At 37.3% G+C, this 14,699-nt stretch carries 20 protein-coding genes and 1 pseudogene; all 21 read left to right on the plus strand.

Translation table 11 applies throughout. The annotated features are described in order from the left end of the window. Positions 1 to 48 precede the first annotated feature (48 nt). The 21 genes and pseudogenes from hisH to JCM21531_RS06255 all read left to right on the plus strand — a co-directional run bounded on the left by hisH (position 49) and on the right by JCM21531_RS06255 (position 14,313). Positions 49 to 689: pseudogene (gene hisH / locus JCM21531_RS06180) on the plus strand (imidazole glycerol phosphate synthase subunit HisH). A gap of 26 nt (positions 690 to 715) precedes the next feature. Further along, positions 716 to 1,429: a 1-(5-phosphoribosyl)-5-[(5-phosphoribosylamino)methylideneamino]imidazole-4-carboxamide isomerase gene (gene hisA / locus JCM21531_RS06185; protein WP_038288341.1), complete on the plus strand. Its 714-nt coding sequence runs from the start codon at positions 716 to 718 to the stop codon at positions 1,427 to 1,429. A gap of 12 nt (positions 1,430 to 1,441) precedes the next feature. Then, positions 1,442 to 2,203, plus strand: a complete 762-nt coding sequence (gene hisF / locus JCM21531_RS06190) for an imidazole glycerol phosphate synthase subunit HisF (protein WP_038288343.1) — start codon at positions 1,442 to 1,444, stop codon at positions 2,201 to 2,203. 21 nt (positions 2,204 to 2,224) lie between these two features. Beyond that, the gene (hisIE, locus tag JCM21531_RS06195; RefSeq protein ID WP_038288346.1) at positions 2,225 to 2,887 is read left to right on the plus strand and encodes a bifunctional phosphoribosyl-AMP cyclohydrolase/phosphoribosyl-ATP diphosphatase HisIE; all 663 of its coding nucleotides are present in this window, start codon (positions 2,225 to 2,227) and stop codon (positions 2,885 to 2,887) included. Between the two features lie 24 nt (positions 2,888 to 2,911). After that, positions 2,912 to 4,075: an RNA/DNA-binding domain-containing protein gene (locus JCM21531_RS06200; protein WP_038288349.1), complete on the plus strand. Its 1,164-nt coding sequence runs from the start codon at positions 2,912 to 2,914 to the stop codon at positions 4,073 to 4,075. A 224-nt stretch (positions 4,076 to 4,299) separates the two neighbouring features. Next, on the plus strand, positions 4,300 to 4,584 hold the full coding sequence (gene groES, locus JCM21531_RS06205) for a co-chaperone GroES (RefSeq protein WP_038288352.1): 285 nt from the start codon (positions 4,300 to 4,302) through the stop codon (positions 4,582 to 4,584). A 62-nt stretch (positions 4,585 to 4,646) separates the two neighbouring features. Further along, complete coding sequence (gene groL, locus JCM21531_RS06210; RefSeq protein WP_038288353.1) at positions 4,647 to 6,278, plus strand: chaperonin GroEL; 1,632 nt, start codon at positions 4,647 to 4,649, stop codon at positions 6,276 to 6,278. A gap of 277 nt (positions 6,279 to 6,555) precedes the next feature. Next, positions 6,556 to 7,635 carry a PilZ domain-containing protein gene (locus tag JCM21531_RS06215; RefSeq protein ID WP_038288354.1) on the plus strand — a complete coding sequence of 360 codons (1,080 nt, stop codon included), beginning with the start codon at positions 6,556 to 6,558 and terminating at the stop codon, positions 7,633 to 7,635. Positions 7,636 to 7,670: 35 nt separating this feature from the next. Continuing rightward, positions 7,671 to 8,198 carry a DUF6106 family protein gene (locus JCM21531_RS06220; protein WP_038288362.1) on the plus strand — a complete coding sequence of 176 codons (528 nt, stop codon included), beginning with the start codon at positions 7,671 to 7,673 and terminating at the stop codon, positions 8,196 to 8,198. A gap of 129 nt (positions 8,199 to 8,327) precedes the next feature. Beyond that, complete coding sequence (locus JCM21531_RS20945) at positions 8,328 to 8,489, plus strand: hypothetical protein (protein WP_243467308.1); 162 nt, start codon at positions 8,328 to 8,330, stop codon at positions 8,487 to 8,489. Between the two features lie 23 nt (positions 8,490 to 8,512). Then, positions 8,513 to 9,022 carry a copper amine oxidase N-terminal domain-containing protein gene (locus JCM21531_RS20950; protein WP_243467309.1) on the plus strand — a complete coding sequence of 170 codons (510 nt, stop codon included), beginning with the start codon at positions 8,513 to 8,515 and terminating at the stop codon, positions 9,020 to 9,022. Next, a complete protein-coding gene (locus tag JCM21531_RS20955) occupies positions 9,004 to 9,186 on the plus strand; it encodes a hypothetical protein (RefSeq protein WP_243467310.1) in 183 nt (60 codons plus the stop codon). The genes JCM21531_RS20950 and JCM21531_RS20955 overlap by 19 nt, the downstream gene beginning before the upstream one ends. Then, positions 9,183 to 9,611, plus strand: a complete 429-nt coding sequence (locus tag JCM21531_RS23590) for a glycosyl hydrolase family 18 protein (protein ID WP_279378989.1) — start codon at positions 9,183 to 9,185, stop codon at positions 9,609 to 9,611. The genes JCM21531_RS20955 and JCM21531_RS23590 overlap by 4 nt, the downstream gene beginning before the upstream one ends. Then, positions 9,596 to 10,075: a glycosyl hydrolase family 18 protein gene (locus tag JCM21531_RS23595; protein ID WP_279378990.1), complete on the plus strand. Its 480-nt coding sequence runs from the start codon at positions 9,596 to 9,598 to the stop codon at positions 10,073 to 10,075. The genes JCM21531_RS23590 and JCM21531_RS23595 overlap by 16 nt, the downstream gene beginning before the upstream one ends. A gap of 64 nt (positions 10,076 to 10,139) precedes the next feature. Then, positions 10,140 to 10,817, plus strand: a complete 678-nt coding sequence (locus JCM21531_RS06230; RefSeq protein ID WP_243467311.1) for a hypothetical protein — start codon at positions 10,140 to 10,142, stop codon at positions 10,815 to 10,817. A gap of 89 nt (positions 10,818 to 10,906) precedes the next feature. After that, the gene (locus JCM21531_RS20965) at positions 10,907 to 11,107 is read left to right on the plus strand and encodes a hypothetical protein (RefSeq protein WP_243467312.1); all 201 of its coding nucleotides are present in this window, start codon (positions 10,907 to 10,909) and stop codon (positions 11,105 to 11,107) included. A 345-nt stretch (positions 11,108 to 11,452) separates the two neighbouring features. Next, the gene (gene greA / locus JCM21531_RS06235) at positions 11,453 to 11,929 is read left to right on the plus strand and encodes a transcription elongation factor GreA (RefSeq protein WP_038288364.1); all 477 of its coding nucleotides are present in this window, start codon (positions 11,453 to 11,455) and stop codon (positions 11,927 to 11,929) included. Between the two features lie 313 nt (positions 11,930 to 12,242). Further along, positions 12,243 to 12,557, plus strand: coding sequence for an STAS domain-containing protein (locus JCM21531_RS06240; protein ID WP_038288366.1), 315 nt, complete (start codon positions 12,243 to 12,245; stop codon positions 12,555 to 12,557). Between the two features lie 12 nt (positions 12,558 to 12,569). Further along, positions 12,570 to 12,962, plus strand: coding sequence for an ATP-binding protein (locus JCM21531_RS06245; protein WP_038288368.1), 393 nt, complete (start codon positions 12,570 to 12,572; stop codon positions 12,960 to 12,962). A 2-nt stretch (positions 12,963 to 12,964) separates the two neighbouring features. Continuing rightward, positions 12,965 to 13,723, plus strand: a complete 759-nt coding sequence (locus JCM21531_RS06250) for a SigB/SigF/SigG family RNA polymerase sigma factor (protein WP_038288369.1) — start codon at positions 12,965 to 12,967, stop codon at positions 13,721 to 13,723. Between the two features lie 152 nt (positions 13,724 to 13,875). Next, the gene (locus JCM21531_RS06255; protein WP_038288370.1) at positions 13,876 to 14,313 is read left to right on the plus strand and encodes an ATP-binding protein; all 438 of its coding nucleotides are present in this window, start codon (positions 13,876 to 13,878) and stop codon (positions 14,311 to 14,313) included. The last annotated feature ends 386 nt before the right edge of the window (positions 14,314 to 14,699 follow it).

Genomic DNA, 14,699 nt, shown 5'->3' on the forward strand with positions numbered 1-14,699 from the left:
GGGAGTGTTGGGTGTTTATACTGAATTTTTTATGTGGAGTGAACAAATTTGATAGCTGTAATAGATTATGGAGTAGGAAATTTAAAAAGTGTTGAGAAAGCATTTCAGTTTATTGGTTTTGATGCAAAGACGACTTCGGATAAAGAGATGATTTTGAATGCAGATTCCGTAGTTCTTCCGGGAGTGGGGGCTTTTGCGGATGCCATGGACAGCCTTTCTCAAAGCGGTATGATTGAAGTAATACAGAAGGTTATTGACAGCGGGAAACCGTTTTTGGGTATCTGCCTTGGCATGCAGCTTTTATTTGACTACAGCGAAGAAGGCGGACAGAACAACAAAGGCCTTGGAATACTAAAGGGAGCAATCAAGCTGATACCCTTTGGCATGAATCTTAAGGTGCCCCATATGGCTGGAATTGCCTGGAATTTAAAAACAAATCTCCGTTGTTTGAGGGGCTTCCCCCGAAACCATATGTTTACTTTGTTCATTCTTATTATCTCGATACCGATGATGAGGATATAGTTATTGCCAAAACCAATTATGGCATCAACTTCTCTGTTGCGGTACAAAAACAGAATGTTTTTGCTACCCAGTTCCATCCTGAGAAAAGCGGTGAAGTTGGACTTGAAATATTAAGAAATTTTGCGGGAATTATATCTAATAATAAATATTCATTAAAAGGTGCTTAGTTTAACTTAGGAGGTTGTTGAAAATTATGATTATTTATCCAGCCGTTGATATTAAGGATGGAAGGTGTGTAAGGCTTGTACAGGGAGAATTCGACAAGGTGACCGTCTATTCCGACGATCCCGTTGAGATGGGGCTAAAGTGGGAAAAAATGGGAGCGGAGTATTTGCATGTGGTTGACCTGGACGGAGCAAGAACCGGAAATGTTCACAATACTCCAATTATAAGCGAAATGGCAGTAAAGCTGGGTATACCTGTGCAACTGGGCGGAGGAATAAGAACTATCGAAACGATAGAAACTCTCCTTTGCAAAGGAATTCACCGCGTGATATTGGGAACTTCGGCAGTAAAAAATCCTGAACTGGTAAAACAAGCTTTAAAGACTTTTGAGAGCAGTATTGTCATTGGAATTGACGCAAAAGACGGTATGGTGGCAATAGAGGGCTGGGCAAAAACCAGCGAATTTACAGCGATTGGTTTTGCCAAAAAGATGGAGGAATTGGGCGCAAAGACTATAATATACACAGACATATCCAGAGATGGAATGTTGGCAGGACCGAATCTTAAAGCTATGGAAGAAATGGTGAAAGCCGTGAATATAGAGGTAATTGCTTCCGGTGGGGTAAGCAACCTGGAGGATATCAGAAATCTGAAGAACGTGGGTGTTTCCGGCGTTATTGTTGGAAAGGCATTGTACACAGGAAGCTTGGATTTGAAGGAAGCTATAGAAGTAGCGAAATAAGGAGTGAGGGAAATGGTAACAAAACGAATAATTCCCTGCTTGGATGTTCACAATGGCAGGGTAGTAAAGGGTGTCAATTTTGTAAATATAAGAGACGCCGGAGATCCGGTTGAAATTGCATCTATTTACGACAAAGCCGGTGCCGATGAGCTTACTTTTCTTGATATAACGGCTTCGGCAGAAGCCAGAAGCATTATGATTGATGTAGTCAAAAGGGTTGCAGAGCAGGTTTTTATTCCCTTTACTGTGGGGGGAGGAATAAGAACCGTTGAAGACTTTCGGGAAATTTTGAAAGCCGGAGCTGACAAAGTATCCGTTAATTCAGCCGCGATAAAAAGGCCGGAGCTGATATCGGAAGCTGCATCCCGATTCGGAAGTCAGTGTGTGGTAGTGGCAATTGATGCAAAGAGGCGCGATGACAACTCGGGATGGGATGTATACATTAATGGTGGAAGAATCAATACCGGAAAAGATGCTGTGGAATGGGCTCTGGAGGCTGAAAAACTTGGTGCCGGGGAAATTCTTCTTACGAGTATGGATTGTGACGGTACCAAAAAAGGATATGATATTGAGCTTACCAGGAAGGTATCGGAAAGCGTGAGGATTCCGGTTATTGCATCGGGCGGTGCAGGTACCATGGAGCATTTCCGTGAGGCACTGGTTGAGGGGAAGGCTGATGCTGTGCTGGCTGCGTCCCTGTTCCACTACAAAGAAATAGAAATAATGGATCTTAAAAAGTATTTAAAGGAGAACGGGATAGAAGTAAGAATGTAGATTGGATATGGAGGCAATAAAATGGGAAGTATTTTAGAAGAGTTGAAATTTGACGATAGGGGTTTGATTCCGGTAATTACGCAGGACTATAAGACAAATGAGGTCCTGATGATGGCATATATGAATGAGGAGGCTCTGAAAAAATCCTTGGAAACGGGCAAGGTTCATTATTTTAGCAGAAGCAGAAATAAATTGTGGCTAAAAGGTGAGACTTCGGGGCATTTTCAGCTTATTAAGTCAATAAATATAGATTGTGACGGTGATACACTTCTTATTAAAGTTGAGCAAGTCGAGGCTGCTTGCCATACAGGACATTACTCCTGCTTTTACAGAGAGGTGTCCGGGGATGAATTGAAGGAAACCTCCGACAAGGTTTTTGACGAACAAAAGGTATATTCAAAAGATGCTTCAAAGATACTTCAGGAAGTATATGATGTCATAGTAGACAGGACCATACATCCTAAGGAAGGTTCATATACAAATTACTTATTTGAAAAGGGCCTTGATAAAATATTGAAGAAGGTAGGAGAAGAGACGGCAGAGGTTATTATCGGAGCAAAGAACAAGGATAAAGGTGAAATTGTATACGAAATATCCGACTTGATTTATCATCTGCTTGTTTTGATGGTGGAAAGAGGAGTTAAGCTTGATGATATTTATGAGGAGCTGAAGAAAAGAAGGTAGAATAAGTATCGCGGAGGTATGGCGATGGATTGCTATAAGCTTAGGCGCCTGCTGAATAAAGAAGAAGGTCCCAAGCTTGACTTTAAGGAAGAACTTAATTTATCCACTGAAAGTGAAAAGAAGGAACTTACCAAGGATGTTATTGCCATGGCCAATTCCAGAGGCGGGCGAGGATATATTCTCTTGGGCATTGAGGACAAAACTAAGAAAATATTGGGGATTGACCCTAAAGGATATAAAGAGGAGCAAATTCAACAGATAATTTATAACCGCTGTGACCCGCCTGTGCCGATATCGGTGGACTTTGTTGAGATAGAAGGTAAAACAGTTGGGGTTATTACTGTATACAGAAGCAGTCATAAGCCCCATCAAATGATACAGAACGGAGCCTTTTACGTAAGAAGAGGTTCAACCACCGATATAGCCAGAAGAAGCGAGATTGCAAATCTGTTTCAGGAAAACGGCCTTATGACCTATGAGACGGTGATATTGAAAAATGTAGGCATGGAGGAACTGGACTTCGGGCTTATTAAAGACTACTTTACAACACTGAATGTCTTTAGCGACAATCCCAGCGACCTCATCCTTGAAGCATTGGGTATAATCGGGCAAAAGTCGGAGACAGAGGGGTACAGTCCAACCATAGGGGGATTGTTGCTGTTTGGAAAAAATCCTTCCTTATATCTTCCCCATGTTTATATAAAAGTCGTTTGCAATGGAGAGACCCGGATATTTTGCGGGAATATTTTAAAAATGCTGGACGATGCATCCGGTTATATGAGAAGTATAATAAAGGTAGAAGGTTATCCCTTTAATGCCTTAGAAGAGGTAATTGCCAACGCTCTTGTTCACAGGGATTATTTGGATGTAACAAGGGGAATTGTAATAACGGTTAAAGATAAGAATATTGAGGTCAGCAATCCCGGTGCTCTCATTGCCAACAACAGTGTTTACAGTTTTTCAAGAGAGAATAATCCCGACAGGCGAAATCCATGGCTGTATCAAAGGCTTCTGACTTTAGATTCCAAAAGGAGATTTATGAAGTCTGGATTAGGAATGAAAAGGGTTAAAAAAGCCTTTGCAGAGATTGGACCCGTTAAGTTTATAAATATCGGTTCCCAGAATTTGTTTAAGGTTCTTTTGCCCGTTGAACCAAAACAAGGGTCAAATACTTATGCAAACAGCTGACTTCCAGCGAAAAATTGAGGAAATTAATGAATTCGGAATTTATTTATCGACAATCGGTGCCTATCCCCGTAAAACGATAAAATTTAGGAAAAATGCATGTTTGATAACAAAATGGGTAATATAATAATATTATATTTGTGATTAGCACTCACCTTAGGTGAGTGCTAATAAATGAATACATAGACCAAGTTTAAATAAAAAAATCGAAAGAGGAGGTACTAATAATGAATATTAGACCATTAGCGGACAGAGTAGTTGTTAAAATGGTAGAAACTGAAGAAACAACAAAGAGCGGTATTGTTTTACCGGGTTCGGCAAAGGAAAAACCTCAAATAGCTGAAGTTGTAGCAGTAGGCCCCGGTACAGTGGTAGACGGAAAAGAAGTTAAGATGGAAGTAAAAGTAGGAGACAGGGTTATTATAAGCAAATACGCCGGTACCGAAGTAAAATTTGACGGACAAGAATATACAATCATCAAACAAAACGATATTTTAGCGGTAGTTGAATAATAACAGCTTATAATTACCGGTTAATTCAAATTACAAAAAGTATTCCTAAGGAGGTTAATCATATGGCAAAGCAAATAAAATTTGGCGAAGAAGCAAGAAGGGCGATGGAAAGAGGCGTCAATCAGTTGGCAGATACAGTAAAAGTTACCCTTGGCCCTAAGGGAAGAAACGTTGTACTTGACAAGAAATTCGGTTCACCGATTATTACAAACGACGGTGTAACCATTGCTAAAGAAATTGAGCTTGAAGATCCGTTTGAAAACATGGGAGCACAGCTTGTAAAAGAAGTTGCTACAAAGACCAACGACGTTGCCGGTGACGGTACAACTACAGCAACACTTCTTGCACAAGCTATAATCAGAGAAGGACTCAAAAACGTTGCTGCCGGTGCAAACCCAATGCTCCTTAAAAGAGGTATAGCAAAGGCAGTTGACGCAGCAGTTGAAGGCATTAAGGAAATTAGCCAGAAGGTTAAAGGAAAAGGTGACATAGCAAGAGTTGCTTCAATTTCCGCTAATGACGAAGTTATCGGTGAATTGATAGCCGATGCTATGGAAAAGGTTACAAACGACGGTGTTATCACTGTTGAAGAATCAAAGACAATGGGTACAAACCTCGAAATAGTAGAAGGTATGCAGTTTGACAGAGGTTATGTGTCACCATACATGGTTACTGATACTGAAAAGATGGAAGCTGTTCTCGACGAACCTTACATCCTCATCACTGACAAGAAGATAAGCAACATACAGGACATTCTCCCATTGCTTGAGCAGATAGTTCAGCAGGGCAAGAAACTGGTTGTTATAGCTGAGGATGTTGAAGGCGAAGCTCTTGCAACACTTCTTGTAAATAAATTAAGAGGAACATTCACATGCGTTGCTGTTAAGGCACCTGGCTTCGGTGACAGAAGAAAGGCTATGCTTGAGGATATAGCAATCCTTACCGGCGGTCAGGTTATCACATCAGACCTCGGTCTTGAACTCAAAGATACTACTGTTGAACAGCTCGGTAGAGCAAGACAGGTTAAAGTTCAAAAAGAAAACACAATTATCGTTGACGGAGCAGGTAGCCAAAGCGAAATTCAAAAGAGAATTGCATCAATCAAGTCTCAAATCGAAGAGACTACATCCGACTTTGACAGAGAAAAACTGCAAGAAAGACTTGCAAAGCTTTCCGGCGGTGTGGCTGTAATCCAGGTTGGTGCTGCAACTGAAACAGAAATGAAAGAAAAGAAATTAAGAATCGAAGATGCTCTCGCTGCTACAAAAGCTGCTGTTGAAGAGGGAATAGTAGCAGGTGGAGGAACAGCTTTGATAAATGTTATTCCGAAAGTTGCAAAGGTTCTCGAGACTGTATCCGGAGACGAAAAGACAGGTGTACAGATAATTCTGAGAGCTTTGGAAGAGCCGGTTAGACAAATTGCTGAAAATGCAGGTCTTGAAGGTTCTGTAATTGTTGAAAAAGTTAAGACTAGCGAACTGGGCGTTGGATTTGACGCATTTAATGAAAAATATGTTAACATGATTGATTCAGGAATAGTTGACCCTGCAAAAGTGACAAGATCAGCTCTTCAAAACGCTGCATCCGTTGCTTCAATGGTACTCACTACAGAAAGTGTTGTTACCGATATTCCTGAAAAAGAACCGGCTGGTGCAGCTCCGGGAATGGGCGGCGGCATGGGCGGAATGTACTAATTTAATCCATGTCATAAATTTCTGTAATAAAGAGAGGTCCTTAGCAAAATTAAGGGTCTCTCTTATTTTATATTTGGCCTCTTGGAATGAAATGAAAGAGGCAAAAGCGAAGGGACTCGATTTTATTCCTTATAAAACTCAAAAAATACCGGCTAATATTGGCAAGGTATTGAACTTATTTTACAAAAGTTATAAAATATATAATATAGGCAATTCAGTTCATATCATGTTTAGTATCCTACACTCAAATCATTTTTCTATTAAAAGGAGATTTATTATGAGTGTTATTTCCGTAAGCAAAGAAGAATTGTTTAGTATCATGCAATATACCAATCTTGTACGTGTGCGATTTGAAACCGATGATGTATGGACGGTGCTTCCGATACTGTATGCCAGTGAAGACCAGGTGGATGTTTTGGTTGATGCTTCAAAGACCGCTTTGATAGACGACGCCGGCAGTAAAGCTGTTATAAAATTTCAACGCAAAGGTTACGAATACATTATAAACGGGCATATTGACAATAAAAGCACAGATGCTCCGGTTACAGTAACGATAAAATATGCCGATGCTAAAAAGTACTATAACTTAAGAAAACATATAAGATTTGATGTGGATATGAAATCCGGAATAAAAGAAAGAAAAAACGGAATAAACATGAATTTGAATATAAGTGAAGAATGCAAGAGCCCGTGGAAGGATGCTGTTGTTAAAAATATCAGTAAAGGCGGAGCAATGTTTATTTCCAATGCAAAATTGGATTATAACGCTACAGTTGATATCAAGTTGAATTTTGATTCGTCAAAAGAAGTTATTACACCTGCAAAAATATTAAGGGTATCGGACTTTGAAAACGGTCAATTTGGCTATGGAGCACAGTTTATAGATATGAATAAAGAAAACAGGGATATTTTAAATGCCGAAATATCAAAGTATGAAGAAAAATATTTCAAGTCTTTATCTACCTTTAGAGAGTACAAAAGAACTTCCGATATGAGATTTGATACGAAAATTGCTATTTTCAGCTCTGATATCGATGAAAGCTATGATATCAGGGAATCACTTATAAAACTTGGGGCAGAAAATTTCGATGTGATAAATAACTTTAAATTCTATTTTGACTATTTGACAGAAGAGAAACCAAAGTTGGTGATAATTGATACCGGCGTATTGGATGATGAAGTTGTGGATACCGTTAAAAACATAAAAGCGGATTTCCCGGATATGAAAGTTCAGCTTATTCTTCCCATAGAACTTATGGAGGAAGATATTCTTGCTGCCCTTGTAAACGAAGATGAAATTTTGTTCAAGCCATTGATTTATAATGAATTTGAAGATAGAATTATAAAGTACCTTTAAATTTAGTTATTTCATATTTGCTTGGGAGGATAAAGGTGGATATATTTATTGAAAAAATTGTAAAGAAAAAGATGGATGTTAATGATGCTCTAATTATCGGAGGAACAATAAGTTTGGGAATTATTCTCAGTGTGGCAATAATATTTTTTTTAGGACCTTACGGTACCTCCTTCCTGTTGTGTGCGGCAATCGGATATTTGGCTTATATCATAATTTCATCAAGAAAAGTAGAGTTTGAATATGCGCTTACCAACGGGGAACTTGATATTGACAAAATAGTCAATAAGAAGAAGAGAAAGAACATCATAAATGTAAATTGCAGAGAATTTGAGATATTTGCCAGAGCAGATTCCGATAAGATAAGCAAATACGTTGAAGAAATAGAAGATAAGATAATTGCGGTAAGTTCTTTGGATTCTGAGGACGTCTATGCTTTTGTCGCTAAAAAAAAGAGTGATGAAGATGGCGGGACACAAACCAAAAAAGTTGTAGTTTTTTTTGAGCCGAATGAAAAAATGTTGAAATCCATTAAGATGATGATACCAGGTAAGGTGTTTGAATAACCCGCAGGCGAATAAGTATTGAAGAAAAAGGAACGCCGAATCAGGCTTCCTTTTTTATTTAGTGTGTAATTAAAAATTTTGTTGTATAATGTTAGATAAATGAATATTTTGTGATTATGGGGGAACAAAATGAAAAAGAAAGTTATAGGCTGTTTTGTGATTGTTCTTATAATGGCGGTTTTGGCCGCGATTCCATTGGGATATTACTTTTATTATCTTAAGCCGAATGACAATGTAGTTCCCGCTTTTGCTGAAGGAGAATTGATTCTGGTGGTGGAGGGGAGCAAATAGTTTCAAAGAACGGTCCGAAGCTCTTGGAAGGCGAAATACTTCTACCCTTTGATATTGTTAAAGAGTATTTTGATCCTTATATTTTCTGGGACGAAGCTTTGGGTAAGGTTACCATAACGACAAAGGACAGAGTAATAAGAATGAAAACGGACAAGCTTGATGCAATTGTCAATAACGAACCGATAACTCTTAATATCCCTGTGACAGTGGAAAATGACGTAGTGTATATTCCCATTGAGTTTTTGGCGGAATTTTATGGCATTGAGGTGTCATACATCGAAAAAAGCAATGTCGTTATTATTGACTATAAAAAGAGTATAAAACAGATAGCTGAGCCGATTGAGTCCCAAGCGGTTGTGAGAAAAGGGCGTTCCGTACGGGAGCCTATTATAAGGAAGTTTGATCTAACTTCCGGTGAGACTTCGGAAAATACTCTTCGAATATTTGAAGAGTATGACAAATGGTATAAGGTCAGAACTTGGATGGTGCGATCGGATATATTGAAAAACGCTTTGTGGTTGTTAAAAGAATGATTGTGGAGGAAGTTTTTGATGAAAAGACAGCAAAGCCTGCTTGGGCGCCTCCAAAAGGCAAAATAAATCTTGCGTGGGATATGATATATTCAAGAAGAGAAGACCATTCGTCTTTGGGGGAAATGAAAGGGCTTGATGTCATTTCCCTACATGGTTTCAGGTGAAAAATGAAAAAGGAGAGTTAATCAACAGGGCGTATTCAAAGTATGTCGATTGGGCCCATAGCAAAGGATATCAGGTATGGGCCCTTTTAAGTAATGATTTTACCGACAGCGAAATGACCAGCAAATTTTTAAACAATACCGATGCAAGGGACAACCTAATAAAGGAAATACTGGCTTATGCGGCATTGTACAAGCTTGACGGTATTAATATTGATTTCGAGAATATGTATAATTCGGATAGGGACGTTTTTACACAGTTTGTCAGAGAAATTTCTCCTCTGTTGAGAGAACAGGGACTTGTGGTATCTGTAGATGTTAACGATATAAAATGCTACGACAAAAAGGCGTTAAGTGAGCCTGTGGACTATATAATGTATATGTCCTACGACCAGCACTGGAGTACAAGCCTGTGGCAGGATCGGTAGCGCAGGTGAGCTGGCAGGAGAAGATATTAAAAAGAGTTCTTGAACAAGAAGGGGTACCCAGGGAAAAGCTGCTTTTGGGCATACCTTTTTATACCCGATTGTGGAAAGAAGCGACCGATGAGTCCGGCAAAAAGAAGCTGACGAGCAGTGCCCTTACAATGAAGCAGGCAAAAAACGTCATTATTGAGAACAAAGCAAAGGTAGAATGGGATGAGGAAAGCGGACAGTTCTACGCCGAATATACCAAGGACAACGCAATTTATAAACTCTGGCTTGAGGATGCCAATTCAATTAACTTAAAATCATCCTTGGCACAAAAATACAGGCTTGCAGGTACATGTGCATGGAGCATCTATTTTGTGTCCGAGGATATTTGGGATGTGTTGAACAAAAATCTAAAGGAAATTGAAAGCTATCAGGAATGGCTTGAGCAGAACCGGAGCAATCAATATAAATTTCCTTAATTTATACGAATATTTGTCTTTCGTCACAAATAGGATGGTATTAAAATTTGAATATAAAGAAGGCATGGGATATTTAATGAGCAATATAGGCTTGATACTGTTTTGTGACGAGAAGGAAGGCAAGAGAAACGGTATAATTAAAAATATATTTATTATATTAAAAAGGCTTGTAAGTTCAAAGCTTCCCGATGATGCAGTAAAGAAAGCAGAGCTTTATGACGGACTGAATATTTTTACGGTGAGACTTCCTTATAGATTGAGCGAACTTAAAAAACCGAGCCGTTTTAAGATGAGGAGACTTAAAAAAATTATAAAAAAGCTGTGTCTTGACTATTCCATAGAAAAGTGCTTTTTTCCCGATAGTGTCCCGGATGAATTAAATATTGACTTATGCATTAAAAATCCTTTCTTAGGACATTTTCTTTATAAAGCTCTTCTGGTAAATATTTTAAAGAAGATTTCCGACAAAAAGGGTAAAGATATAAGGGAGCTTAGTGTGGCAATCATCCATGGAAAGGATAATAATCTTTTGTATTCATATATCAACATGTTATCAAGTATTTCAAAATTTTTGACGATAATAACTAAAAAGAAAGAGTCGATAGATAACATGGCTGACGATATTTTTGAGGAGACAGGGCTGTCAGTGCGGGTAACGGACAATATGATAAGCGGCATGGAAGACGCTGAAGTGGTTGTGAATCTGGCCGATTTGTGGGATTTTAATATTTCGAAGATATAAAATCCAATGCGTCAGTTATAAATTATGGAAGTGTCAAGACAGACAAGATAAGGTTTTCCGATATTGTAATTAATGCTGTTGACATCGTTTTGCCGAAAAAAATTGAGAGAATGATGGAAAAGGATGTTTTTAAATTTTATAAAAGGATTGAGCTATCGGAGATTATTTTATTAAACAAGGTTAAAATTGGAACATGCACAACAGGCGATGATGTTGATTATTCTGTAATAGATGAGGTTGCAAGGCAGTTTGAAAACGAAGGGTTTGGCTTGATTCCAATTATTTCATGATTTGTATTATAAAAAACTTTTTTTGATGACAGGTTATTGACAATATTAGATTAGTAGTCTATAATGAATAAAAAATTGATATAAATAAATCGTATTATTGAATTTATTGCTAGTGTGGCGATTTTTAATGTCAAACGGTTCTAATGATATTGGTTCCATTTCATTCGTACTATTGATAGAAGTGATTTTTATATTGCTTTTATATTCGTGGTTCCATGGCATAGCTTAAAGCGCTGTTATACCATTTCGGTGCTGATTATATTTCAGGAATATCAATTTTAGAATAAATAAGTAGGAAATGCATATATTATCAACACGAAATTCAAAGTAAAGAAGAGGCTTCAAATGGTAAATAAAGAAGTTGTTCTAACGTATGAAGGATTGCAAAAGTTGGAACAGGAGCTGGAGAATTTAAAGACTGTGAAAAGAAGAGAGGTAGCAGAGAGAATTAAGCAAGCTCTTTCATTTGGTGATATATCTGAAAATTCCGAGTATGACGAAGCTAAGAATGAACAGGCTTATGTTGAAGGAAGAATATTTCAGCTTGAGAATATGTTAAAAAATGCTAAAGTTATAGATGAAGACGATATAAAAACAGATATGGTGGGTATTGGTTCTAAGGTTAAGGTTTTAGATATGGAATTTGACGAAGAGGTCGAATATTATATTGTTGGTTCTACGGAAGCAGACCCTTCTCAATATAAAATTTCCAATGAGTCTCCCGTGGGAAAGGCACTTCTCGGACAAAAGAAGGGAAGTGTTGTTGAGGTTTCAGTTCCTGACGGCGTTATTAAGTTTAAGATTTTAGAAATCAATAAGTAATTTAATATGTCTTTAATATTAATTTGAATTAATATATAATATATATAATTTAAATTAGTATATAAATAACAGTTTACATTAAATGTAAGCTGTTATTTTATTTGGTCATTTGAAATAAAATGAAAGAGGCAAAAGCGAAGGGACCGATGTTCCGGGCTTTTATTATTTGGCGCTGCTTTTAGCTTGAGACAGTTTGCCGGGTATCTATAAAGTTGCTATATATATGATATAAAGTGTATAATATTATAGAATATTTCTAAATAAAGGCACGAGATTGTCTGACGTTATAGATGTCAAAGAAGGAGGATTTTTTATGTCAGAGGGTTTAAAGTTTGTACAGGAAGAACTTAATGATTCTGTTAAATTAAGCTTATTTGGAGAGGTGGATATTTATACGTCCCAAGAGCTTAAAGAAAAGCTTTACAGCATAGTTGACAACAATCAGACCGATTTGATAATAGATTGCAAGGAGTTAAACTATATTGACAGCACAGGTCTAGGTATTTTTGTCGGTGCTCTTAAGAAAACCAAACAGTACGGAAAAAAGATTGTTATAACCAGCCTGAAGGATAATATTAAAAAGCTTTTTATTATAACCGGCTTAGATAAAGTTTTTGTTATTGAATAGTGAGGTGAAAAAATGAATTCTGTAAATGACAAGATTGAGCTCACCCTACCGTTTAAAGCTGAATATGTCAGTGTTGCAAGACTGGTTGCTTCGGGCGTGTGCAGCAGAATAGGTTTTGACATTGAAGCCATTGAAGACATAAAGGTCGCTATATCTGAGGTTTGCAGCAAAATAGTCAGTATAGGCAGTGAGATTGCGAACAGTTATACTATTGTATATGATGTTTCGGAGAATGCCTTGGATGTTTCTTATGTTTGTGACGATCCGTCATTAAAGTGTATATTTGACGAGGAAAAAGACGGACTTGCAATAAACATAATAACTGCATTGATGGACAGTGTGGTTCTGTGTGATAAATCAAACAGGATAATATCCATGTCAAAAGTGCTTGAGGGGAATAGATAGCCATGATGGACGATACAGTAAACAATAACAATGTAGTCAATGATGACGAAGAGTTGTTTAAAAAATATAAAGAGACAAAAAGTGTAAAAATAAGAAATGAGATAGTCAACAAATATCTTTATCTTTCGGACATACTTGCAAAAAAGTTTTTAAATAGAGGCATTGATTATGAAGACATTTATCAGGTGGCTTCTATTGCTTTGATAAAAGCTGTAGAGAGATTTGATCCTGATAAGGGCGTTAAGTTTATAAGCTTTGCAACACCCACTATTATTGGCGAAATAAAAAGGTATTTTCGGGACAAAGGTTCCGTCATCAGGATCCCCAGAAGGATATATGAGGTTTATCAGAAGATTAACCAAGCGAGAGAGTTTTTGACTCAGGAATTAAAGAGGCCACCTAAAATAGATGAACTTGCCAAATACTTAAATATCAGTGAAGAAATGGTTGTTGAAATTATTGAATCCTACAACGCTTATAATGTCCAGTCTTTTAGTCAGAGCGTATATGCGAATGATGAATTGGAGCTTCATGAAGTTATCGGCGACCAAGATTCAACCTTCGAAAGAATTGAAAATAGGGATTTCCTTGAAAAGAGCCTTGACAAATTCAACGAAGTTGAAAAAGAATTTATTAACATGAGGTATTTTAACAACGAGACTCAAAAAGACATTGCTCAGAAAATGGGTGTATCGCAAATGTATATTTCAAGGCTTGAAAGGAAGGTTCTGGACAAATTTAGAAGAATGCTGGCGAAATGATTTTATTGAGGATGCCGGCCGTATTTAAGGATGCCTGTGGGATGATTAAAAAAATTCGGCATTATGGGGAGTTTAAGGTAATGTTTACGACAATAGTATGGTGGGTATTATTATAATTGGAGTAGATATTATTTTAAGGGAGATAAGTTAAGTTGAAAGCATTAAAAACTTATAACTCGAAAGTATCAAGCGAAAAGGAGAATATTTGTTTTCTGGTCAAAGATATATTAAAATTCCTATGCGACTCGAGTGATGCTATAAATGAAGAAATTCTATTTGAAATCAAGGTTATATTAAACGAGCTTTTGCAGAATGCAGTAAAACACGGTAATAAAGACGACTCGTCAAAGTCGGTTAAAGTTTGTGCCGGCATAACAGCAAGCAATTCTGTCTATTTTATTATAGAAGATGAAGGTGAGGGCTACGACTGCGGATGTATATGCGATGAGGAAGGCGGTCCCGATGAGATGGCGGATATATGCGATCTTAAAGAAAGCGGACGGGGGATGTTGATTGTAAGCAGCTTGTGCGATAAGATAAGGTTCAATAAAAAGGGAAACAAAGTAATAGTATTGAAAAAGCTTAAATAATATCTGAATAGTATAAGATAGCCGATTCGGGAAATAATAATACTATATTTATTAAATATATTAATGCTTTATATTATTGGCCAACAGTACTTTTGGCCAATAATAATATAGAATCGGTAGGACACATCGAGAAAACAGAGGATATTATTAAATATTTCATAGAATAATCAAGAATTTAATTAATAAATTAATATAATTATGTTTAATGAGAGATTTAAGGGTTGAAACAATTTAGCGCAGGTGGTATATTAGTAAAGCCGTCGCTGATGAACGGCACTGAATAAAAAGGATTTTAAAAACAGATAAAAAAATTCAAAAAAAGTGTTGACAAATTAAAAATAACATGCTAATATGTAAAAGTCGCGCTGAGGTAACAAGGCGCGAGA

Source organism: Acetivibrio straminisolvens JCM 21531 (assembly GCF_000521465.1).
GTDB classification, from domain to species: domain Bacteria; phylum Bacillota; class Clostridia; order Acetivibrionales; family Acetivibrionaceae; genus Hungateiclostridium; species Hungateiclostridium straminisolvens.